This window comes from Acidisarcina polymorpha, from assembly GCF_003330725.1.
Lineage (GTDB): Bacteria > Acidobacteriota > Terriglobia > Terriglobales > Acidobacteriaceae > Acidisarcina > Acidisarcina polymorpha.
The window spans coordinates 5165595-5186873 of the sequence record NZ_CP030840.1 but is presented as its reverse complement, the minus strand read 5'-3'; the positions used below and the strand labels follow the sequence as shown (position 1 = coordinate 5186873).

Here is a 21279-nt window from a genome sequence, read left to right as displayed (position 1 = left end):
CCAAAAGAATTGGTCATCGCAAAGTTAATCTGAGCAGAACGCGGCGAGTCCCGCACAAGATCAAACCACGTTCCTCTTCGCAAAGGCTTTCCACGTTGGTAGTCGGTGGCGCGACCTGATCGCGAATAGTGAGTACTGTGAGGCCAGCCTCAAGACTTCCCGCACCTCCGAGTAAATGCCCCGTCATCGATTTCGTGGAACTCACCAAAAGAGTTTTCTCATGGCTCCCAAAGGCAGCTGGCGTGGCGGTGAATGAACGAGGCATAACTCACTTGGTGGCACAATCGATCGCGCTCAAGATGTCACCAGATTCTCTGGTCGCCGATCACGTGGAGCGGAGCGCTCAAAAGCTGCCACTTTGTTCCGGGAGTTCGTCGAGACGCGCATAGGGCTGCTAATAAGACGGCTAGTTGAATCTTCCAACTCAAGCACTGATGGCTAACTTTTACGGCTTCGCTGTCCCTCCATCGCCTGTTGGAAGACACTATTCACATAAGTCTCCGAGATCGGCGCGATTCCCGTTTGCAGCCGATAGTAGATCGGAGCATAAAACGCGTCTATAGCTGCATCGATGTCGATGTCGGCCCTCACTTCACCGTTCCTTATCGCTTCCTGCAGAATCTCATGAACAAGCTTCCGTCTTGGGAGAGTCCATTTCTCCCTGATGGCTTTCGCAAGCTCGGGATCGAACTGGGCTTCGGCCATAAGAGCCTTCAACAATGCTCCCAGTTTGCCACGAAAGGCCTTAGCCGTTACCTGCATCTGCAATCTCAGGCGTTCCATGGCAAGCGCATTTTCAGGAAAGCGAGACGCAGGGCCTCGCAACCCGCAAAACGCCTCCATCACCACCGCTGCTTTGTTGGGCCATCTTCGATAGAGAGTTGTCTTGCCAACGCCAGTCTTCGCGGCGATTCCCTCAATGGTGACGCCCCGAAACCCTACTTCTAGAACCAAATCGAGGGCGGCGTCCAACATGGCCTGATGAAGTCGTTCGTTTCGGGGCCGGCCTCCCTTAGTTTGTTGCTTGGCTGCTTTCCTCATTTCGCCCCTCTGAATAACTGGAGTACATCGTTTATTATGCATCGCCAACGCTACCCACTGTATCTTATCTGCAACGTATCGATACGCTAGGTTGCGTATCTTTAAACAGATATTGCCGGAATATTGGATATCTCAGTTCGCTTCACGCCTGATATTCGTTATCAAGTTGCCCCCACATACTGTCTACCCGCTTGACCGGACTCCGATCAATGCGGCTTCGTTTAGGAGATTCAATGAACGCCCTCAAGAGATTACGAAACACCTCTCTCATCTTCGCAGCTGCGGCGTTGCTCATCTGTAGCACCGCGGCATTCACTCAGGAAGTGGAACCTGGCACGACAAAGGAAGCCATCCTCGTTCATGGAGCTTGGGCAGACGGCTCTAGTTGGTCTAAAGTCATTCCACTTCTGGAGCAGAGAGGTTTTCATGTAGTGGCGGTCCAACTTCCCCTCACTTCATTGGCAAACGATGTGGCGACAGTTCGACGGGCGATTGCGTTGGAGACAGGGCCGGTGCTCCTCGTCGCGCACTCTTGTGGCGGGGTGGTTATCACCGAAGCTGGGAACGACCCGAAGGTCAGCGGACTCGTATATATTTCCGCCTACGCTCCGGATGCCGGAGAATCGGCCTTCACGCTGAATACCTTGGCCCCAGCCTCTCCCGCCTCTAATCAGATCACGAAAGGCGCGGAAGGATTTCTGAAACTTAATACCGAGGGAATCCTTGCAGACTTCGCACAGGATTTGCCTCTGCGGGAGAGGACTACGCTGCTCGCGACTCAAGGTCCTATCTCTGCTTCCGCCCTGGGTGCATCCGTGAGCACATCGGCGTGGCGAACAAAGCCCTCATGGTTCATCATTGCCAGCCGTGACCGCACGATCGAACCTCAACTCGAGGAGTTGGAGGCGAAACGGATGAACGCGGTGACCACGACGGCGGATTCCTGCCATGTGGTGATGCTGTCGCAACCTGAGCTCGTCGCAAATGTCATCGTTCGCGCCAGCCATGCCCTGGACAGCGATCGCCAGTAGCAGTACACCCACTCTATTTCCAAGCTTCGACTTTCACTTCTATTATCCGGTGGCGGGCTCTCAAGCCGCCTCCTCTTAGATCACCGAACCACGAGGTCCCAGGACAATTCATATGAGCACCTACACGCACAACACCGCGCCAACTCAGTTCGTCGAAGCCAACGGCGTCCGCTTTGCTTATCGTCGCTTTGGTAAGCAAGAAGGCACACCTGCCGTCTTCATCCCGCATATTCTTGGCAACATGGATAGCTGGGACCCATCTGTGACAGACGGCTTCGCGCAGCATGGCGAAGTGATCCTCTTCAACAATGCGGGCGTCGCTAGTTCCACAGGAGAAGTCCCCACGACTTTTGCCGAAATGGCAACGAGTGCCGGTGTCTTCATCGGCGCACTCGGGCTAACTAAGGTCGATGTCCTCGGCTTCTCCATCGGTTCCATGATCGCGCAGAACCTTGCCCTGCAACGATCGGAGTTGGTGCGCAAGCTCGTGATCGTTGGCAGCGGTCCCCGCAACGGTGACGGCATCCCGCTGACTGCGGAGTCGGAGAAGATCTTTACAAACAAATATGGCAATCCCGATGATTTCTGGATCGACGGTTTCTTTACCGCTTCGCCGGCAAGCCAGGCCGCAGGCCGTGCATTTTTCAAGCGCAGGGACGCTCGTGTGGAGAATCGCGATGCCGCCATAAGTGAGAAGGTGCAGCCCGCGCAATTTGCGGCTCTTCAAGAGTGGGGAAAGCCTGTCGGCGAACGGTTCGCGTACTTGAAGGACATCAAGATGCCTGTGTTAATTGTCGGCGGGAAATCCGACATCATCTTCTACACCATCAACTCGTTCTATCTTCAACAGAACCTACCTAAAGCGCAGTTGATCCTTTACCCGGATTCCGCGCACGGCTCGCTCTTTCAATATCCAGAGCTCTTCGTGGAGCACACGACATTGTTTCTGCGCGGTTGATTTTTCGGACTAATTGAAGTTAAAGCACATCCAACAGCAGGAGATCAAATGGCAAAGCTTGACGGTAAGGTAGCGTTGATAACGGGCGGCACAAGCGGAATTGGTATAGCAACAGCCAAGCTTTTCGTAGCCGAAGGGGCACACGTATACGTCACAGGTCGCCGCCGGGAGAAAGTAGAGGAAGCAGTAAGAACGCTGGGAACGAGTAGCACCGGCGTTCAGGGCGACGTTGCCAACATGGCTGATCTCGACAGGCTTTTCAAGCAGATCGGAGAGGAAAAGGGCAAGCTCGATATCGTATTCGCGAACGCGGGCGCGGCTGAGTTCGCCCCATTTGGGAGTGTCGAGGAAGCCCACTTCGACCGCATGTTCGATGGCAACGTGAAGAGTCTGCTGTTCAGCGCGCAGAAGGCATTGCCCCTGATGACCGCTGGAGGTTCGATCGTTCTCATGTCCTCAGTCGTCGGGAGTAAGGGACTTCCGGCTAACACTGTTTACGCGGCTACAAAGGCCGCCATTCGATCTTTCGCCCGCACCTGGACGACCGATTTGAAAGAGCGCGGAATCCGCGTCAATGCGGTAAGCCCAGGCCCCATTGACACCGAAGGCCTGCGCGAACTTCTTGGCGACACTCCAGAAGGCAGGAAGCGGAAAGACAGCTTCGGTCAGATCGTCCCGCTCGGGCGCGTTGGGAATCCTGACGAGATCGCTAGAGCGGTGTTGTTCCTGGCTTCAGAGGACAGCAGTTATGTCGCCGGAGCTGAATTGTTCGTAGATGGCGGAATGGGTCAGATCTAGGCGCGGTGGGGCTTCGCCAGCGAAGCCCCACTGACCTAAGCGTGAGTTAGTCAGCCTGCCCTCGCGGATCGCGTTCACTGGCGAGATTGATCCGTTCGGAACTGAACAGCCTTTTTAGACAGCATGATCCTGGAATATGTTCCTCGTTCTTTTTGTCGATGTAGTTGCCGATTACCAATTGCAATCTTCTTCGCGATTGTCATTTGACGGGAACTTCTCCTGCCGGCATCCTTTCTCCAACTTTGCTGATGGAAGGTATAGATCCTATCCTTAATCCTGATCCGGAGCTCCATGGGTCAGTTGCTCAATCCATGCTGCCATCGATTTCTTCGGCTCGCCCATCGCCGCATTCGACACGTCCTCCCACGCTTCCCACGTCTGTAGCCGCTCCGCATACGCGGCGCGGGCCCTGGGAAGAATAGAAGTGCCCAGGCCAAGTCTCAGCGGCGGATTTTCCGCGTCCACAAGCTTCAGGATGGCTTCTGCGGTCGCCTCCGGATCGCCTCGTTCAACATCGGCCAAGCGGGAAAGAAACTGTTTGCGGAACTCCGCGTATGGTTCGAGAACATCTGCGATCTGTGAGGACTTGCCGAAGTCGGTTGCGTAGGCTCCGGGTTCCACAAGTGTCACCTTCAGCCCGAACGCCTTCACCTCCTGGGTGAGGGATTCGTGGAGAGCTTCGACCGCCCACTTGGTAGCGCAATAGAAGCCGATGAGCGGCATTGCCGTTATGCCCAGCCCGCTCGAGACGCCGAGAATGTGACCGCTCCCTTGTTTCCGCAACAGAGGCAGAGCCGCTCGAAGCACTCGAACCATGCCGAAGTAGTTCGCATCGAAGAGGCCGCGGATCTGTTCGTCGCTCGCTTCTTCTGTAGCCGCGAACAGGCTCGCCCCGGCGTTATTGACAAGGACGTCCAGCTGGCCGAAGTGCGCGTATGCCTGATGAACTGCCTGCTGCACCTGCGCGGAGTCGGTGACGTCGAGCGCAAGGGGCAGAACCGCATCGCCGAAACGTTCCGCGAGATCGGCTATGTCTGCCAGTTGGCGGGCGGTCGCTGTCACCCGATCACCGCGTGTAAGAGCAGCCTCAGCCCAGATGCGGCCAAATCCGCGCGAGGCGCCGGTGATTAACCATGTCTTTTGCATTTTGATCCTCCGTGATTGTGGAATTACAGCGAGAGCAGGATAGGGTACAGAGGCCAGCAGTGGAGGCAGGCCTCTGTCAAGCTACATCGTTCCTGTTTTCGCTATCAGTTCAGATCTCGGAATAACGCATGTTCCCGAGATCGGTGAGCAGGGTGGGGCCTGTGGGGTTCCATCCGAGCTTTGCACGCGTCTGCGCGCTCGAGGTCAGAGGGTCCCTCCCCGCGAAGAACCCGAGGAAGCCGAAATGTTCCTGGGCTTGTTCCTGCGGAATGGAAACGACGGGCACACTCAGCCCTCGGCCGATAGCGGTGGCGATGTCTTTGAGCGCCACTCCCTCTTCTGCAACCGCGTGGTAACGGGCTCCGGCCGTGCCCTTCTCCAGAGCAAGCAGGTAGAGGCGCGCGACATCCGAAATATGCGCTGCGGGCCAGCGGTTGTAACCTTCGCCAATGTACGCCGAGACTCGCTTAGCGCGAGCCACCGCAATCAGCGGCGTGACCAGGCCCTGCTTTACGGTGTCGTGTACCTGCGGCAAGCGCATCACAGACGCGTGGACTCCGCGCTCCATGAGAGCGACGGCCGTCGTCTCTGATACGCGAGGAAGGGATGGGGAAGAAAGCGGCGGATCGTCCTCGGTGGCGGCGCGGCCCTGAGCCACTCCGACTCCGGAACTGACGATGAACGGACGGCTCGAACCCTGGAGCACGGCGCCGATGGTCTCGATGGCGCGCCTGTCCAGCTCGCAGGCCTCCGCAAATCTTGTCCAGTCATGCCAGAACGCAGTGTGGATGACGGCATCAGTCGCGGCTGCTCCGCTGCGCAGACTTTCCAGGTCCTCTAAATCGCCTCGATGCGCCTGCGCACCTGCGACTTCAAGCGACTTTGCGCCAGCGTCTGATCGTGTCATTCCAACTACCTGATGGCCTGCGCCGACGAGTTCTTTCACGACTGCGGAACCGATGAATCCGGTGGCTCCAGTGACGAATACGCGCATATGTGCCTCCCTAATCTCATTCGAGCTAAGATTGACGAAAGGATGCAGCCTCGACTCAAATGGAGGCAGCCTCCGTATGAGTAGATAATTGGAGGCAGCCTCCGGTTGCAAAAAACTTTGGAGACCACCAAGAAGCGTTCGACAACTACCCGGAAACTACGTTCAGACGCGCTGCGCAACCGCGAGCGCATTCTTGAAGTTGCAAAGGGTGTCTTCACTCGACAAGGCGCCAATGCCAGCCTGGAGGAGATCGCGAAGCAGGCGGGTGTTGGGGTAGGTACCCTCTATCGCCACTTCCCTACACGCGATGAACTGATTGAAGGTGTCTACCGGAACGAAGTGGAGAAAATCGCAGCGGCCGCGGCCCGTTTCACCGAGACTATGTCCCCTATCGAAGCGCTACGAGCCTGGATGCTGCTGCTGGTCGATTACATTGCGGCAAAGCACATCATTGCGCCCGCTCTCAATACCATTGCCGGAGGCCCATCCAGGCTTCATGAAGGTTCTCGCGCCATGATTCAGAGCGCGATTGATGGGCTGGTGAAACGGGCTAAGAGGAGTGGCGATCTACGAAGAAACCTGGATGCATACGACCTGCTTCGGGCGCTGATCGGCGTCTCGCACGTGGGCTCCGGCTCTGACTGGCAGCAAAGTGCCAGAAGACTCGTTGACATACTCATAGCAGGTTCGCGCCCGCTCAAGTGAATTGCTTCTCGATTCTGTGCCGGCTTTCGATCAGACGTGTGCTCTACCTGGAGGAAGCTCTAGGATATCTGTGGCGTGGATTATGGAATCACAGTTGGAAAACTCGAGACAAAGCGCTTCGGTTTCTTCGTTAGCTTGCCAGGGTTCTTCGTCAGACATCCACCGTGTGATTCCAGCAATTCTTGACCCTACGATGACCTACAGGACCCGATGGCTCTGCCAGTCTCTGTAAGTAAGTGCAGACTGTCGAATCGACGTAGCTTGAGACGTATCGTATTACGTTCCCCATCGTTCGTTCCGCATCGCTTGGCCCTTTTATGTCTGCTTATGGATCACGTTCGAGGAGGGGTCTGCTAATCCCTCAACGTGGGTTCGAATCTCTCCCGCGTCTCCCGGCCTTATAAAAACGTCGATTCAGGTCGGCGATCGTCGACCGCCCCGCTCTGTAGCCCTCGCGCATCTCGCCACTACTACAACCGAAAAATAACTTATTGACGATCAACGATTACATCCGTAAAATTTCGAAACGCTGCTTGCTTTCCTTTTGTTTCACTTTGAAAAAAGCAGTAGGCAACGCCGACTTCACCAGATGCACTTCGAATTTGATTGAAAGCCGTTGCTCAGTTCGCTTTATTGGTGGATTTCTTGCACCGGCGGCGCGCCAACACGGGCAGATGTTCGGGTGAAGGCAGCTAGATGAAAACTGAAATGATCTCTGTCCCATAGGAAGCCGTTGCCACGTAAGAAGGGGGAACAGTTCATGAAATGCAGGTTTGCGATCTTACGGCAAGTCGGCGCCACGGGTGCCGCGTTCTTTGTGCTTGTCTTCATGGCGGTGCATTCCCTGGCGGCACAAGACGGTGCCGTCTATTACGTAGCGACTACGGGCAACGACTCAAATGCAGGCACGTTAGCCTCGCCGTGGTTGACGATCCAGCATGCGGCCGACACGGTCACGGCTGGCGCAACGGTGCATGTAATGGGGGGAGTCTACAACGGCTTTGTGAAGTTTCCGAAATCAGGAACGGAGTCGGAGCCGATTACGTTTGAGAGCCACCCCCTCGTGGTTGGGGGTATTGTGCAGCCGGCAATCATCGACGGGACGGGATTGAAGGTATCAGGTACACAAGGTCTCATTACGATCTCAGGGCATCGGAGTTACATCACCGTCAAGGGATTTGAGATCCGTAACTTAAGGGCGGATTCCGAAGATGTGGTTCCTTGCGGCGTATGGATCACAGGCTCAGGCACTGGCGTTCAAATTTTAAACAATCGGATCCACGACATCGTGACTACGAAGGAAAAGAACGGAAACGGTTGCGGTCTCTTTGCCTACGGCACGTCGAAGACACCCATAAGCAAGCTGGTTGTGAGCGGCAACGAAGTCGACCACCTCAAAACCGGGAACAGTGAGTCGGTGACCTTGAATGGAAATGTAACTAATTTCCAGGTGACGAATAACCTGGTCCATGACAATGACAATATTGGTCTGGACTTCATTGGCTATGAAGGCACCGGACCAGTTGGCTACGATCAGGCCAGCTATGGGCTGGTCAGCGGGAACACGGTTTATAACATCAGCGGGATTGGCAGTGTAGGGGAAGGAAATTCCTACGACGCCGACGGCCTCTACTGCGATGGGTGCGCGTTCGTTACGTTCGAGCGCAACGCGGTCTTTCAGGTTGACTACGGCATCGAGACGACAAGCGAGAATCAGGTCTGTCAGGCCACGGGCACTGAATGGTCTCTTCCCGATCATAAGGGAACCGCAGCCAGGGGCAAATTGCCGTGCTATGGGATGAACGCCACGGTGCGCAATAACCTCTTCTACTATGAAAATGCCTGCGGCATCTCTATCGGCGGTTATGCGCTCGCTACCGAAGAGGGCGGGGGAAGCAATGGAGGAGGCAGCAGTTATCACGACGTCTTCGTCAACAACACTTTGTTCGACAATGGCACACAGCCGGGCAACGACTCTGAGGGCACACCAAGCGGCGATTTCCAGATTCAGAACCAGGTGGGCAAAGCCCAAGGAAACTACTTCGAGAACAATTTAGTGCACGAGTCGGCTTCTTCCCCCTACTCTGTCTCACCCAATATGTGGATTCATAGCTTTGTGCCCTCTGACCAGGCCTATCCTGATTCGTTGAAGTACCCTGGGCCGCCGGCAACGCTCAATTACAACCTCTACGGCTCAGCCGCGGGCTATCAAGAAGGAACGTCCATCTTGTGGGCTGACGTGAGCAGCTTCTCGAGCTTTTCAAAGTACCAGGCCGACAATCTCGGAGGCGAGGATGCAAACTCTATCGATGCGCAACCTGAGTTTGTCGATCAGGAGGCGTCTCCACCAGACCTCTACACCTTCGAGAATTCACGAGCGATTGCCGGCGGTCGCGCCCACCTCTCGTGCAGCGATGGCTGGTGTGACCCCAATGGCGATTCACCCAACTCAATATATGGCAGCACCGACTTCCTGGGTAATCCCCGGAAAGATGGTTCCAGGATCGACATTGGCGCCTATCAAAACGCAGGAGACCCACTTGAGAATACGGTTACGGTGGATTTGTCTTCGGCGGAATCCGACCTCAAAGAAGGCGCGTCGACTGTCCTGACGGTCAAGGTCACCGCGACGCCCGGAGGCGGCGGGGCGCCGAGCGGAACGGTGAGCATCGTGCGTGGGCAGACCTTGATCGAAACCGCAACGCTGATGCCGACCGGCATCAACACGACCGCGGCGACGCTGCCGCTCCATGCGTCGCAACTCGCACACGGCGACAATAAGCTGACGGCAGTGTATTCAGGGAATTCGATCGCGCGGTGCTGCACTCCATCGGAGCCACCGGGAGGAACTCAAACAACGATTCCGTGGTATCCAGGCGCAACCTCGGAGGCAATCACCGAAAATGCCACCGCTTGCGCTGCACCCACGCCGACCTTCTTCCCTGAAGCCGGAAACTACTCGTCCGAGCAGACGGTAGTCATCCGCGATTCAGCCAGCGACGTCGCGATCTACTACACAACCGATGGAACTACGCCGTCGACCAGCTCAAAACTCTACTCGGGTCCAATCAAGGTAGCGAAGACAGAAAAGGTGAAGGCCATCGCTTCGACCAACCGTTCGAGCACAAGCGCGGTCGGGTCGGCGAAATATACTCTTCGGTAGCCGTACTCAGAGACTGCCTTGGATACGAGCCGTCCTGGGATTCAATAACTCCGGCCGAACGGCGAGCATGATGCCGAGATCATCTTCGGAAATCTTGCAGATGCGGACCAGACTACATCCATGTCACGGAGGCCGATGCGCGCTTACCAGATCAAAGCTCGATAGGAGTCAACTGCGAGAAAGCGGCTCTCGTGAAGATGCGTGAGGCCGTTAAGGAAGACAGCTTCGGGCAAGGAATAATGAGTTAAGCCGTTCCTTGCTCAACGCGGTAAGTTCCGTCGACGCTATGGAAGTGCTAACAATTAGGGCTCCGGACTTAGCAAAGGGAAGACTAGCCGCTTGCTCGACTGCTGCAATCTCTGTTCCCTGCCCGGTCCGGCCGACCTGGTACACTTTACCCTCCGCCAGGTTAGAAATTCGGATGTCGTCCGTCTTCGCCACCGCAATGTTCTCGATGAAGGTCCCTACTGGGAAAATGGCTAGACACGAGGGCGGAAACGGCTGCGCGTTTACGGTGTTTGGTAGAGGCGGGAGCTCTTTCTTGAGTGAGGAAATTACAGCGCGAGCAAGGCTAACGCTCAACGCCGGATTCTGCCCGGTGATGAACTGTCCGTTTCGCTCGATGTGGTCGGCTTTCACCTCGCGAGCGATGAAGTTCGCCCCCAACTCTCTTAGCCGCTGTTCCAGAATATAGGTTAGCTTTAAAATCTTTAAATCCGTTGTAAGTCAAATCGAGCGACGGGCACGCCGTCGCAGAGACATTCCCTGTTTATCATGGCTGCGTGCATGTACTGCTCACAGGCTTATCCGGATAGCTCGGGCGCTTTCTCTCCCAAGTCTGCGGAACATGGGCCAAACCGTCACTGGATTTCTATCGCGCCAGGCGCGGACATTGATGTCCTTGGATCGGTTTCCGATTGCGCGAAAGTCGATCAGGTCTCTGCGGCGGGATCAAGGCGGTGATCGATGCGGACGCGCTCCATAAGCCGGACGTCTTCCGATCCCGGGCTGCAGGCATTCATCGACATAAACGTTATCGGCACGCTGAACCTTTTGATGGTGCGGTTAAAGTAACCAGGAAACCAGCAATATCAAATTCCGGTATTCCTGGCGTTGTGGATAAGCGGGTGAGCGATTCAACGGACGGCGATCTCTGAACCAGGAGATCTGCTTGACAGGTGCCTGCGAAGCACCTTACCTGCGAGCGACGAACAGGCAAAGGGTACCAACTCAGGCTCTGATGAATTCCAGCAGGTCAGCGTTGATCTGATCTGCATGCGTGGCGGGCATGCCGTGCGGGAGGCCCGGGTAGGACTTAAGCGTTCCTTGCTTGAGCAGCTTGACCGACCGCGCCCCTGTCGTCGGGAACGGGCAGATCTGATCGTCCTCCCCATGCATCACCAGCACCGGAATATCGATCAGTTTGAGATCATCGTGGAAGTCGGTCTCGGAGAGAACCTTGATGCACTGATAATGGGCGGTGGCGGCGCCCATCATGCCCTGTCGCCACCAGTTCTGACGAATACCCTCAGAGACTTTTGCTCCCGGCCGGTTGAAGCCATAAAAGGGTATCGTGATGTCCTCATAAAACTGAGCTCGGTTGTATGCCGTTCCATTGCGGAGCCCGTCAACGACTTCTTTGGGAACTCCGTCGGGATTTGTTGCCGTCTGCATGAAGATCGGGGGGATGGAACTGATGAGAACCGCCTTGACCACGCGAGTTCCTCCGTGGCGCGCAACATAGCGTGTCACCTCTCCACCCCCCGTGGAATGCCCGATATGGATGGAGTTCTTGAGGTCAAGTATCTCGACCAGCTCAGCGACGTCGGCGGCATAGGTGTCCATGTCATGTCCAAGGAACGTCTGCGAGGATCGTCCGTGTCCGCGCCGGTCGTGAGCGATGACGCGAAAGCCGTGCTCGAGGAAGAACATCATCTGGCTGTCCCAGTCATCAGCGCTGAGTGGCCAACCATGATGAAAGAACAGAGGCTGCCCGGTGCCCCAATCCTTATAGTAGATTTCTGTCCCGTCCTTCACTGTGATACTGCTCATGTTGGTATTTCCTCTGAAATGAAATGTTTACCGCTCACGTTTGTGCATTCCAGATTGTCATTGCTCGGCGCATCCTAAACAACCCCGATTGTAGGGTGAACACACATCCAATTAGAGGTGCAACGAGTCACCACTTTTGGGGGGAAAATTCGACGCGGAGCTTCGCCGGTTGGGTTGGTCAAGCGCGGAAGATAAATCGTACCTTCTGCGAGCCACAAAGGGAGTCCATCAAGAGGCCTGGGTCTTGGTTTCGATCAAGGGGCTTGTTCGCGCTGGCCCTATAACGAAGCAGAGGAAGCGCTCTTGAGGCACCCCTCTGCTCCGGTTGGTGTCTATGTGTCCTCTAGCAGCGTCAGATCATCTCACGGGGCAGGGACCGGACCAGGCACAGCCAGTCGTTTGCAACATCACACCATGGTTTCCCTCATAGCCGGTCGCGCCTTGATTTACGAGTTCAATGCTTTGGTCATTATAGTCATCGCGCATGGTAAGTAGCTGCGTCGATGCGGCCTGGGAACCCGGGTAGAGAGTATGGCCGGCATAATCCAACGCTGCTCCGCCGTCGAAGAAAGTCTCGCCCGTATTGAGCAGCGCAAGAGGATATCCGCTTGCCCGGCAGCAAGGCCGCGAAACGATCCACTCCGCAGTATCGCCTACGTAGGTCAAACCCGCGGGAACACTGACCGAATAGGCAGTGTAGGTCAACGTAGTCAAGTCTTCGATGAACAGGTAGCTTGGCTGAGTTCCTCCGACAGGCGCGCCGACTTCGGCATACACCATGTCCCCAGGATTCACATTGAATGCCATGATATTGAGGCCTGGAGTCCAACCAATCATTGCGTGATAGGTTGCGGGGAGCGGAACGTAAGGGTTGCACTGCACCTGCGTCCACACTCCTCCCCAAAGCGCACCGCGAGATGACCCTGGTTGAATAGCCGCGTTTTTGACGTATCCATTCAGCCCGACCCAGGTGTATTGGTCGAATTCCACCTCGCTTACGTTTGGATTACATTCGGCTCCGAAGGGCAATTGACCCACCTGAACAGTCATGAGCGAGTAGATGTCGCTAAATGACTGGGACCGGTTGTAAGCACTGAGATTCTTGGTAAGCACCACACCTGACCAGTCATAAGACGTTGAGGTCGCAGGGACTGACGCAGCGGGTACTGACGACTCCATCCGCTCTGAAGAGAGCGGACTGTCGCTGGGGCGCTTTTCTGCCTGAATCGTTTTCAGCTTCCCGCGCCAGCGAATCTTCGCAGCCTGCATGGCGCGCGTCCACATGGCGTAGTGTTCCGGCTCAGCTAGCGGATCTGGCCGCGCTGGAAACCCAAATCGTGCTAGGTCCTCATCGGCGGCATTTAGCGCGTCGAAAGTCTTCGGTGCCTCGGCGAAAGTGCGGATCGTGGAAAGGTTGGTTTCAACATTGGCGTAGTTGAGGCTGAGCTCCCGTTTTGCTGATGCGGCATCTTCCGCAAATAACGAAGCGGAGGCTGCTACCAGGCCCGCGAAAGCTGCGAAACGAACGTGCGACATGTTTATAGACATAACATCTCTCCTTTGATGGACTGGGTTGGGCTACTCGTACTCGGGGTCTTGATGCAGAACGAACGACCAACGAGTTATCACAGTGCGGGAGTGGTTCTCCCGAGCCTTGTCGGGTTCCCAACAATGCATCCCGGAGATCATCGGCTCTCCGAACTTGCCTCTTGCACAATGGCTGCCGCGAGCACTCACGATCAGGTTCCAAGAAGCCGCAGCAAACTTTGGTTAGTGATTCTCCTTATGGTTGATACAAAGGTGTGGTTGGTGGGAGGTTAAGCGCAGGCTAAACAGGAAGCCCCAAGGAATTTGCGTTCGTCTTGTCTCCTTAACCGTTCCTTGGGTCTTGCTGTGCCATGTATTCGATTTCCTGTACTATCCAAGGCGTAATTTCTGAGACAATTCCTTCACGCGGGACTATCTTTTTCTTGGGGTGACTATTGGGACGATAGGATCCGGGATCTGCCGAATTAGAAATTCCCCTGAAAAGATCGCAAGCGGCAAAGGGGACCGGGTCGATATCGAAGGAGAAAACGCAATAGTCCGTGGACTAGACTCCCCAAATGACTGACAAGGGTGCGTGCGATGCTGCAAGAGAATGAATCGGTCACCCGGCTGTTGCGGAGGTGGAGCAGCGGCGATCAGAAAGCTCTTGATGAACTTATCCCGGTCGTCTACGTCCACCTCCACAGACTTGCTTCGGGCTGCATGCGCGGCGAGCGCCCAGATCATACTCTCAGGGCTACAGCTCTGGTACACGAGGCCTATCTACGCCTCGTAGATTCGGACTTGGAGTTGCGGGACCGCATTCAGTTTTATGCGATGGCAGCCAGATTGATGCGGCGCATTCTCGTCGATCATGCCCGTTCGTTAAACTGCGAGAAACGAGGCAAGCGGCCCGACAAGTTAGTTTTCGATGATGGGCTTTTTGTAGGTCCGCAGGTTGATGCGGGCTTGGTCGCGCTGGATGATTCGCTGAATCTGTTGGCCATCCGAGACCAACGTAAGAGCGACATTGTCGAAATGATCTATTTTGGAGGTCTCACCTATGAAGAAACGGCGTTGGCGCTGAAAACATCAGAATCGACCATCCATTGCGAACTGAAGATGGCGAAGGCTTGGCTCTATCAAGACTTGTCGAGAAATAGAGGGTCAGCGGAGGCAGATGATTGACTCCTGACACGCTACAAATCGCTTGGCAACAGCTTGAGAATCTCTTCTATGCGGTCCTCGAATTGGATCCGCAAGATCGGCAAGGGTTTATAGATCAAGCCTGTGGCTCCAATTCTGAGCTCAAGCGGCAGGCCGAGTCTCTTCTGGCGGCAATTACTAAGACAGATGGGTTCTTGGAAAGATCGATTGCTAATACTGCAGAGTCTCTTGAGATGCCGAATGTTGTCATAGGCCAACGCTTTGGTGCTTATGAAATACTGCGGCTGATAGGCACAGGCGGGATGGGCACGGTTTATCTTGCATCGCGCGCCGATGATCTCTATGAACAGAACGTCGCGATCAAGCTGGCAAGAATCCCTCTTGCAGGCGACCCTGGCATGCTCTCACGCTTTCGCAGTGAGCGGCAGATACTCGCCAACCTCAATCATCCCAACATCGGGAAACTTCTGGACGGCGGCATTACTACAACTGGCATCCCATTCCTGGTCATGGAGTATGTTGAAGGGATCCCAATTGATATATTTTGCCAGCATAAGCAGTTGGACACGGCAGGGCGATTAAGGATCTTCTGCTCAGTTTGCTCGGCGGTAGAGTATGCGCATAAGCATCTGGTGGTGCATCGCGACATCAAGCCTGCCAATATCCTCGTCAATGCAGAAGGTCTCCCAAAGCTTCTCGACTTTGGCATCGCAAAACTGCTTGAGCCGAATTTAGGGATGCAAGCGCAAACGGTGGACCGGATGATGACACCGGAATACGCGAGCCCGGAACAAATGCGTTGTGAGCCGGTGACCACAGCTACGGACGTCTATGCGCTCGGTGTGCTCTTGTACAAGTTGCTGACTGGATGTCTACCCTTGCAACTCATTACAACGTCGCCGCTTGAAGCGGCAATGGTGATCTGCGAGCAGGCGCCAGCGCCGCCAAGCGAGATTGTCCGCCGGAGCAAAGCGGCACCGCCACATGGTGCGGCTGCAGACGCACATCATACACTTCGGGGCGATCTGGACAACATCGTTCTCGCGGCATTAAGCAAGGAGCCCTCTCGCCGATATGCCTCGGTTGCTTCATTTGCCGCGGATATCGATGCTTATTTTCACGGTTATCCGGTCAAGGCCATAGCGCCCTCCTGGAGTTATCGGGTCGCCAAATTTATTCAACGAAACAAGGCGGCTGCCTCCGCAGGAGCTGCCATGCTTCTGGCGCTAAGCGGATTCACGATAGCGATGACACTTGAGCGAAACCGTGCGAACCGGGAAGCGGAAACTTCGCGACATGTGACTGAATTCATGACCGATATGTTTAAAATATCCGATCCCAGCGTGTCTCACGGCGATACCATCACTGCTCGCGAGCTGCTGGACAAAGCTTCGTCGGGCATTGAAGCAGGGCTCAGTAAGGATCCGCAGGTACAAGCGAGACTTATGCGAACGATGGGATCGAGCTACAAGAATTTAGGGCTCTATCCCCAGAGCGTCGCTCTCCTCGAACGTGCTGTTGGTGTTCAGACAAAATTGCTTGGCAACGCGGATCCAGAGACTCTGCAAACAATGAGCATGCTTGGCGCCGCCTATGGAGGTCTGGATAGGTATCCTGAATCTGAAAAGCTACTACGGCAAACTCTTGCCGAGCAGCAGCGAATTGTAGGATCAGACAACGAAGCCACCATGGTCACACTTGATACTCTGGCCGACACGCTCACGAGAGAGGGTCGATATGCCGAGGCCGAAGGCTTGCTGCGCAAAGTGCTAGTTGCTCAGCGCAGAATTCTCGGACCCGAGAACCGCGCACTCCTGTTTAGTAACAATCGGCTCACCGACAATCTGAGGAACCAGGGCCGATACGTAGAAGCTGAGAACATAGCCCGCGATTCTTTGGCCATCAACCAGCGGGTGCTCGGACCCTACGATGCGGTAACTCTTTCTTCAATCGAGGAGCTCGCCCTTATAGTAATCAATGAGGGGCATCCGGAAGAGGCAGAAAAGCTCGACCGAGAGGGACTTCGTATTTCAACACACTTGTATGGACCCGATAATGAGCATACCTTGCTCGAGCTTGGAGATATCGGGGACGCCTTACAGGAACAAGGTCGTTTAACCGAGGCCGAGCCAATCCAGCGCGAAGTGGTGGAGCATCTGCGAAAAACCGCAGGACCGAAGGCCGCACACACGATAGAAATGATGACTACTCTCGCGATCACACTTAGCATGGAAAAGAAATTTGCCGAAGCCGAGTCTGTTTCTCGCGACGCTCTGGATGCATCTCTGCAAACCCTTGGTGCTGCTTCCGTGCAATCCATAGACAACACTGTCAACCTTGCTTTGATTCTTGCTCATGAAATGCGATCGGGCGAATCAGAAGCACTCTTCAAGAGAGCTGTCGCGACTTCATCCAAGACAGAAGGCAATACTTTGGCGAACGTCTTCTACGCCTATGCTGAAGGCATGGCTATCCTGGGTCATTCTGATGAAGCGGTTGACCGTTTGAAGCAGGCTATCGATCACGGTTTTTCCAACAGACAACAACTGGCTGCAGACGATGACCTGGAGTCTCTGCGGACGGATCCCAGGTATCAAGCAATATTTAGGGAATTGCAGTAAAAGAGGAACTTGGCGCGGTTGATTCGGCGGTACCGCCCGATAGGGATACTTAGGGAAGTATGAACTATACAACTGTCCCACGCTTTCCACTGCCCTTGGAAATTGCCAAGAAGAGCGAGTCGACACGTTTCAACCGTCGGCGACCACTGGGAGCAAACTGACACTTTAGCTTTGCAAGCCTGGCGACGTTTCAACTTTGCAGCAACACCAGATATGGAAAAGCATCCACGCAGTCCGTCATTCGCCAGCGAAAAAACTTGCAACCAACCCTACTAGTTAGTAGTCTTAGTATGCATGCACGGTGAAACAGCAGAACGGATTCTCGACGCAGCTAACGCCCTCCTCGTCGATCGAGGGTATTCGGCCTTCAGCTACGCCGATATTGCTGAGACCGTTAAAATCCGAAAGGCTAGCATTCACCATCATTTCCCAACGAAGGCCGGGCTCGTTGTCGCTGTCCTAAGGCGCCATCGTGCGAGGATTTCAGAGGGGATGAAAACGATCGATGATCAGATCGAGAACCCTTTGGCGCGCATCAAGAACTATTTCAAATTTTGGGAGGGATGCATCGCGGGCCGAACTCTCTCGTTCTGTATCGGCGCACTGCTGGGTGCCGAGATGCCCTCCCTTCCGGAGGAAGTTCAAGTCGAGGTTCGTCTGCATTTCTCGATGCTCACCCAATGGTTTGAGCGAACCCTGAAAGCCGGAGTAAAAGCAAGGACCATATCTCTTCAGGGTACTATTGCAGCGGAGGCCCAAATGCTAATTGCTGTGCTGCATGGCGCGATGCTTTCCGCACGCGTGACGAGCAATTGTGATGTCTTTCGTTCGCTGTCACAAGCGGAGCTGAACCGGATTTCCCCAGCAAAGCATTAAGCCAGCCTTGGAGGCTCGTTTGCGTGATGCCTTCTACAACATATCTACCTACCAACTAGAAGATAGTGAGACAAAAAACATGGAAGCGATATTACCTGATTCCGCACGTTCTTTACGCAATCTCTACTTCGTCCGTACCGTCTTCCAGGCAGTTTGGGCAGCAAGCGTCTTTACAACCGCGATCAAGCAGCCCAAAGTCGCCGCCATACTCTTCTTCCTCTACCCGCTGTGGGACGTTGCCTGTACCGTTTACGACCTCAATACGTCGAGCAGATCAGGTAGCGCACGCAGCTCGCAGATCATCAACGCGCTGCTGGGAGTGGGGGCCGCGATCGGTATAGGACTAACGGTATTTCATCAGCCAGTCTATTCAGTCGCGGTCTTCGGCGTCTGGGCCTTTGGCGCTGGTTTGCTGCAACATATCCTTGGCCTGATTCGGCGGAGACTGCTCAGAGGCGGCCAGTGGGCGATGATCCTTAGCGGCGCACAGTCGATGATTGCCGGGGTTGCGTACTTCCTGGGCGGGCTCTTTGACAAGCTTCACATCAAGGATGTTGGAGGTTACGCCATGTTCGGAGCGATTTACTTTCTCATCGGCGGGATTCTGCTCACGCGCAAACTTTCGAAGCCTTCAACCATAGACGCGAATTGAGACGCTACCGTTTATCCTCTTTGTATGAATCGTTTGATTCAACGATTGCCTCGCACTAGGCATCACTAGCGGAGCAGGCACAGAAAGGCAATAGGGCAGCCCCTGTTTGTGTTGAGATGCTTCGACCTGAGCGCTCGAGTAGTGGGCCGGTTACTAATGGGCTGTAGCAAGTGCCTGACGTTCGGCATCAAGCAAGGCTCGTTTCCGTTCAAGACCCCACCGGTATCCGCCAAGAGACCCATCGCCACGGATGACGCGATGGCACGGAACGACGAGCGCAATGCGATTGGCTGCGCAGGCTGATGCGACTGCTCGCGCCGCCTTTGGCTTTCCTATTGCCTCGGCGACTTCGGAGTAGGACTGAACGCTTCCGCTAGGGATCGTCTGGAGATATCTCCAGACCTTTACCTGAAACGCTGTTCCGTGAAGTGCTATCGGCATCGCGCCGATAGCTTTCTCTCCTTCCAGATATCCAGACAGAGCTTCCACCCAGGCAATAAATTGAGTGGAATAGGGCTTCAACATGGCTTTGATGGTAGCTCTCGGATATTCCTGCCGGAGGGACTCGCTGAGATCAGCCGCGGAAGTTCCAAATTCCAGGAAGCATAATCCGCGGTCCGTCGCCCCGAGCATCATCAGACCAAGAGGAGTGCCAAATGTGGCAAACGAGATTGCAACTCCGTCGCCACCTGATCGGTATTCCTTGGGTGTCATTCCCAATTGGGTGTCCAAGCGCTCGTACACCCTGCTGCTTGAACCAAATCCAGCGCCGTATACCGCTCCCGAGATGGAGGCGCCATCTCTCAACTCTTCCTTAAATGTTTGCATGCGCAGCTCCTGGATGTATTGTTTAGGCGTCAATCCGACAACGCTCTTGAAAGTACGTTGGAAATGAAAAGGGCTAAGGCCGAAGTTCCGGCTGAGCATCTCCAGTTTCAAGAGTTCGCGGCTATCCAGGTTACGCTGGATATAACGTCGGATCTCGGAGAACCTATCTTGGTCAGTTAGGCGGTTTACTTCAAGCGGTTTGCAACGCATGCAGGGTCTTAGACCGTCAGCCTGAGCTCTTTCCGCAGTTTCATAGAAACGTACGTTCTTTCGCAAAGGTGCACGCGAGGGACATCCAGGGCGGCAAAAAACCTTTGTAGTCATGACGCCGTAGAAAAACTTGCCATCCTTCGTCTGGTCTTTGTCTATCACTGATTGCCAGCACTTGCTTTCGTTCATCATGATTAGCTCTCAGTCTTTCTGTATCTCGTCCACTACCGTGCCATGTGTGCGACAGGGCGGTAGAAAGACTCGGGGATCTCGGCGAGTGTCGAGGGGAAGACTTCTTCGCCCAATCCGTAGAACCTGCAGAAACTCATCATGAGCGGTCGCCATTTGTTCGGATCGACTCGATTTTCGTGACCATCGAGCAAGATACTGGGGTTGACATGAGCTCGAACTACTCTGACCTCGAACGCGATGGCGGTGGTGTCTTTATCGGGCCGACTCCCGAAGGGCCGTGACGTTTCAAGGACGGCTTCCAGTTGTACGGGACACTCGGCCAGCCGGTCTGGTCGAACCAGTGCCGAGGGCTCCGTCGACAGATTAGCAATACCGATCTTGTCTTTTTCGTGTCTGTAACCCATTGCCACTTTGTGCGGCGGGACCGGCTTAGAGCCGGTGGTTCTCGCAAGCCTGTTCACAGCTTCGACCTGCGCGACCGACGGAAGATTAAGGACACACTCTTTCTCTCTCTGGAGATTGTGAGCGGTGTGCCCCGTGGCCCCGAGACCTAGCATGCAATTCCAGCCCAGCCACCAAGCCGAGGACATGGGAGCAACATTGAGAGTCGCGTCCTCGTTCAGGGTGCTGATAAGCACTACCGGAGCGCCGAAGTAAAGAATGGATGGTTCAACGGGAATGTTCATGTATTGAGTCTGCGGCAGACGAACCGATTGGGATATCCGTTTCTTGCGCCCTAATTTGATGAGCTTACTGCATGGGGATGCCTCCGGCGCCCGGCGGAGCGACCCGCAGCAGCCCTGGGTTCGAGGATTCGGAAGCCCGGCCCCACCGCTAATCGTGCCGCATTCTCCCAGAGGGGCGACAGTCTGGTCAACAACGCTGTTCATTCCTACACACTTTGCGACCTCCCCATCGGAGGGATTCCGAAGCACGTATTGACCACAACAGATCAAGCCGGGGATGGGAGGCCCGGGCAGGATTTAAGACTTCCCTGCTTGTGCAGCTTGACCGACCGGGCCCCTGTCATCGGGAACGGGCAAATCTGATCGTCCTCCCCATGCATCACCAGCACTGGAATATCGATCTGTTTGAGATCATCGTGGAAGGTGCAACGAGTCACCACTTTTGGGGGTAAAATTCGACCCGGAGCTTGCCGGTTGGGTGGTGAAGCGCGGAGGATTATCGTACCCCGTGAGGCACGAACGGAGTTCATCGGAGGGCTGCATCTGTAGCGAAGTCCGCCGGAAACGAGAAAAATAGAAGGCAATCTCACCGGCGCCGTGTCTTTTTTGTCCGCTGCTTCCTTGCTCCGGCG

General features: G+C 55.0%; 18 protein-coding genes and 1 pseudogene. 10 read left to right on the top strand and 9 right to left on the bottom strand.

Annotation, left to right across the window (positions count from 1 at the left end):
• Positions 1 to 13: 13 nt before the first annotated feature.
• Both ACPOL_RS35030 and ACPOL_RS22005 read right to left on the bottom strand, forming a co-directional pair.
• On the bottom strand, positions 14 to 265 hold the full coding sequence (locus ACPOL_RS35030; RefSeq protein ID WP_338026693.1) for a hypothetical protein: 252 nt from the start codon (positions 263 to 265) through the stop codon (positions 14 to 16).
• Between the two features lie 173 nt (positions 266 to 438).
• Positions 439 to 1041: a TetR/AcrR family transcriptional regulator gene (locus ACPOL_RS22005; RefSeq protein ID WP_161557509.1), complete on the bottom strand. Its 603-nt coding sequence runs from the start codon at positions 1039 to 1041 to the stop codon at positions 439 to 441.
• A 233-nt stretch (positions 1042 to 1274) separates the two neighbouring features.
• On the opposite strand from ACPOL_RS22005, the gene ACPOL_RS22000 reads away from it, so the two are divergent.
• The 3 genes from ACPOL_RS22000 to ACPOL_RS21990 all read left to right on the top strand — a co-directional run bounded on the left by ACPOL_RS22000 (position 1275) and on the right by ACPOL_RS21990 (position 3828).
• A complete protein-coding gene (locus ACPOL_RS22000; protein WP_114208953.1) occupies positions 1275 to 2072 on the top strand; it encodes an alpha/beta hydrolase in 798 nt (265 codons plus the stop codon).
• A gap of 112 nt (positions 2073 to 2184) precedes the next feature.
• Positions 2185 to 3030, top strand: coding sequence for an alpha/beta fold hydrolase (locus ACPOL_RS21995; protein ID WP_114208952.1), 846 nt, complete (start codon positions 2185 to 2187; stop codon positions 3028 to 3030).
• A 48-nt stretch (positions 3031 to 3078) separates the two neighbouring features.
• Positions 3079 to 3828, top strand: a complete 750-nt coding sequence (locus tag ACPOL_RS21990; protein WP_114208951.1) for an SDR family NAD(P)-dependent oxidoreductase — start codon at positions 3079 to 3081, stop codon at positions 3826 to 3828.
• A gap of 270 nt (positions 3829 to 4098) precedes the next feature.
• Here ACPOL_RS21990 and ACPOL_RS21985 read toward each other — a convergent pair whose 3' ends face one another.
• The gene (locus tag ACPOL_RS21985; protein ID WP_114208950.1) at positions 4099 to 4974 is read right to left on the bottom strand and encodes an SDR family NAD(P)-dependent oxidoreductase; all 876 of its coding nucleotides are present in this window, start codon (positions 4972 to 4974) and stop codon (positions 4099 to 4101) included.
• Between the two features lie 109 nt (positions 4975 to 5083).
• Positions 5084 to 5968: an SDR family oxidoreductase gene (locus tag ACPOL_RS21980; RefSeq protein WP_114208949.1), complete on the bottom strand. Its 885-nt coding sequence runs from the start codon at positions 5966 to 5968 to the stop codon at positions 5084 to 5086.
• A 105-nt stretch (positions 5969 to 6073) separates the two neighbouring features.
• On the opposite strand from ACPOL_RS21980, the gene ACPOL_RS21975 reads away from it, so the two are divergent.
• Together ACPOL_RS21975 and ACPOL_RS21970 are read left to right on the top strand one after the other, a co-directional pair.
• A complete protein-coding gene (locus ACPOL_RS21975; RefSeq protein ID WP_236656949.1) occupies positions 6074 to 6673 on the top strand; it encodes a TetR/AcrR family transcriptional regulator in 600 nt (199 codons plus the stop codon).
• 760 nt (positions 6674 to 7433) lie between these two features.
• Positions 7434 to 9836 (top strand): chitobiase/beta-hexosaminidase C-terminal domain-containing protein, encoded by a 2403-nt coding sequence (locus ACPOL_RS21970; protein ID WP_114208948.1) that lies wholly within the window; start codon positions 7434 to 7436, stop codon positions 9834 to 9836.
• A gap of 210 nt (positions 9837 to 10046) precedes the next feature.
• Here ACPOL_RS21970 and ACPOL_RS21965 read toward each other — a convergent pair whose 3' ends face one another.
• The 3 genes from ACPOL_RS21965 to ACPOL_RS21955 all read right to left on the bottom strand — a co-directional run bounded on the left by ACPOL_RS21965 (position 10047) and on the right by ACPOL_RS21955 (position 13436).
• Positions 10047 to 10502 carry a hypothetical protein gene (locus ACPOL_RS21965; protein ID WP_114208947.1) on the bottom strand — a complete coding sequence of 152 codons (456 nt, stop codon included), beginning with the start codon at positions 10500 to 10502 and terminating at the stop codon, positions 10047 to 10049.
• A gap of 564 nt (positions 10503 to 11066) precedes the next feature.
• Positions 11067 to 11888 carry an alpha/beta fold hydrolase gene (locus tag ACPOL_RS21960; protein WP_114208946.1) on the bottom strand — a complete coding sequence of 274 codons (822 nt, stop codon included), beginning with the start codon at positions 11886 to 11888 and terminating at the stop codon, positions 11067 to 11069.
• A gap of 357 nt (positions 11889 to 12245) precedes the next feature.
• Positions 12246 to 13436: a G1 family glutamic endopeptidase gene (locus ACPOL_RS21955; RefSeq protein ID WP_150133095.1), complete on the bottom strand. Its 1191-nt coding sequence runs from the start codon at positions 13434 to 13436 to the stop codon at positions 12246 to 12248.
• A 579-nt stretch (positions 13437 to 14015) separates the two neighbouring features.
• On the opposite strand from ACPOL_RS21955, the gene ACPOL_RS21950 reads away from it, so the two are divergent.
• From ACPOL_RS21950 to ACPOL_RS21935, 5 genes and pseudogenes are all read left to right on the top strand, one after another.
• Complete coding sequence (locus ACPOL_RS21950) at positions 14016 to 14603, top strand: ECF-type sigma factor (protein WP_114208944.1); 588 nt, start codon at positions 14016 to 14018, stop codon at positions 14601 to 14603.
• 212 nt (positions 14604 to 14815) lie between these two features.
• Positions 14816 to 17203, top strand: a complete 2388-nt coding sequence (locus ACPOL_RS21945; RefSeq protein WP_150133094.1) for a serine/threonine-protein kinase — start codon at positions 14816 to 14818, stop codon at positions 17201 to 17203.
• A gap of 294 nt (positions 17204 to 17497) precedes the next feature.
• A pseudogene (locus tag ACPOL_RS35025) lies at positions 17498 to 17650 on the top strand (TetR/AcrR family transcriptional regulator); the annotation flags it as partial.
• A gap of 78 nt (positions 17651 to 17728) precedes the next feature.
• On the top strand, positions 17729 to 18079 hold the full coding sequence (locus ACPOL_RS35020) for a hypothetical protein (RefSeq protein ID WP_236657596.1): 351 nt from the start codon (positions 17729 to 17731) through the stop codon (positions 18077 to 18079).
• Between the two features lie 79 nt (positions 18080 to 18158).
• Complete coding sequence (locus ACPOL_RS21935) at positions 18159 to 18731, top strand: hypothetical protein (protein ID WP_114210972.1); 573 nt, start codon at positions 18159 to 18161, stop codon at positions 18729 to 18731.
• 153 nt (positions 18732 to 18884) lie between these two features.
• On the opposite strand, the gene ada is transcribed toward ACPOL_RS21935, so the two are convergent.
• Together ada and ACPOL_RS21925 are read right to left on the bottom strand one after the other, a co-directional pair.
• Positions 18885 to 19958 (bottom strand): bifunctional DNA-binding transcriptional regulator/O6-methylguanine-DNA methyltransferase Ada, encoded by a 1074-nt coding sequence (gene ada, locus ACPOL_RS21930; RefSeq protein ID WP_236657557.1) that lies wholly within the window; start codon positions 19956 to 19958, stop codon positions 18885 to 18887.
• Between the two features lie 35 nt (positions 19959 to 19993).
• Entirely contained in the window at positions 19994 to 20851 is an 858-nt protein-coding gene (locus tag ACPOL_RS21925) for a flavin reductase family protein (RefSeq protein ID WP_236656948.1), read from the bottom strand.
• Positions 20852 to 21279 lie beyond the last annotated feature (428 nt).

Excerpts from the sequence above, each read along its gene's own strand:
- ACPOL_RS35030 (WP_338026693.1), bottom strand. The coding sequence starts at position 265 with ATGCCTCGTTCATTCACCGCCACGCCAGCTGCCTTTGGGAGCCATGAG.
- ACPOL_RS22005 (WP_161557509.1), bottom strand. The coding sequence starts at position 1,041 with ATGAGGAAAGCAGCCAAGCAACAAACTAAGGGAGGCCGGCCCCGAAAC.
- ACPOL_RS22000 (WP_114208953.1), top strand. The coding sequence starts at position 1,275 with ATGAACGCCCTCAAGAGATTACGAAACACCTCTCTCATCTTCGCAGCT.
- ACPOL_RS21995 (WP_114208952.1), top strand. The coding sequence starts at position 2,185 with ATGAGCACCTACACGCACAACACCGCGCCAACTCAGTTCGTCGAAGCC.
- ACPOL_RS21990 (WP_114208951.1), top strand. The coding sequence starts at position 3,079 with ATGGCAAAGCTTGACGGTAAGGTAGCGTTGATAACGGGCGGCACAAGC.
- ACPOL_RS21985 (WP_114208950.1), bottom strand. The coding sequence starts at position 4,974 with ATGCAAAAGACATGGTTAATCACCGGCGCCTCGCGCGGATTTGGCCGC.
- ACPOL_RS21980 (WP_114208949.1), bottom strand. The coding sequence starts at position 5,968 with ATGCGCGTATTCGTCACTGGAGCCACCGGATTCATCGGTTCCGCAGTC.
- ACPOL_RS21970 (WP_114208948.1), top strand. The coding sequence starts at position 7,434 with ATGAAATGCAGGTTTGCGATCTTACGGCAAGTCGGCGCCACGGGTGCC.
- ACPOL_RS21960 (WP_114208946.1), bottom strand. The coding sequence starts at position 11,888 with ATGAGCAGTATCACAGTGAAGGACGGGACAGAAATCTACTATAAGGAT.
- ACPOL_RS21955 (WP_150133095.1), bottom strand. The coding sequence starts at position 13,436 with ATGTCTATAAACATGTCGCACGTTCGTTTCGCAGCTTTCGCGGGCCTG.
- ACPOL_RS21950 (WP_114208944.1), top strand. The coding sequence starts at position 14,016 with ATGCTGCAAGAGAATGAATCGGTCACCCGGCTGTTGCGGAGGTGGAGC.
- ACPOL_RS21945 (WP_150133094.1), top strand. The coding sequence starts at position 14,816 with ATGCCGAATGTTGTCATAGGCCAACGCTTTGGTGCTTATGAAATACTG.
- ACPOL_RS21935 (WP_114210972.1), top strand. The coding sequence starts at position 18,159 with ATGGAAGCGATATTACCTGATTCCGCACGTTCTTTACGCAATCTCTAC.
- ada (WP_236657557.1), bottom strand. The coding sequence starts at position 19,958 with ATGAACGAAAGCAAGTGCTGGCAATCAGTGATAGACAAAGACCAGACG.
- ACPOL_RS21925 (WP_236656948.1), bottom strand. The coding sequence starts at position 20,851 with ATGAACAGCGTTGTTGACCAGACTGTCGCCCCTCTGGGAGAATGCGGC.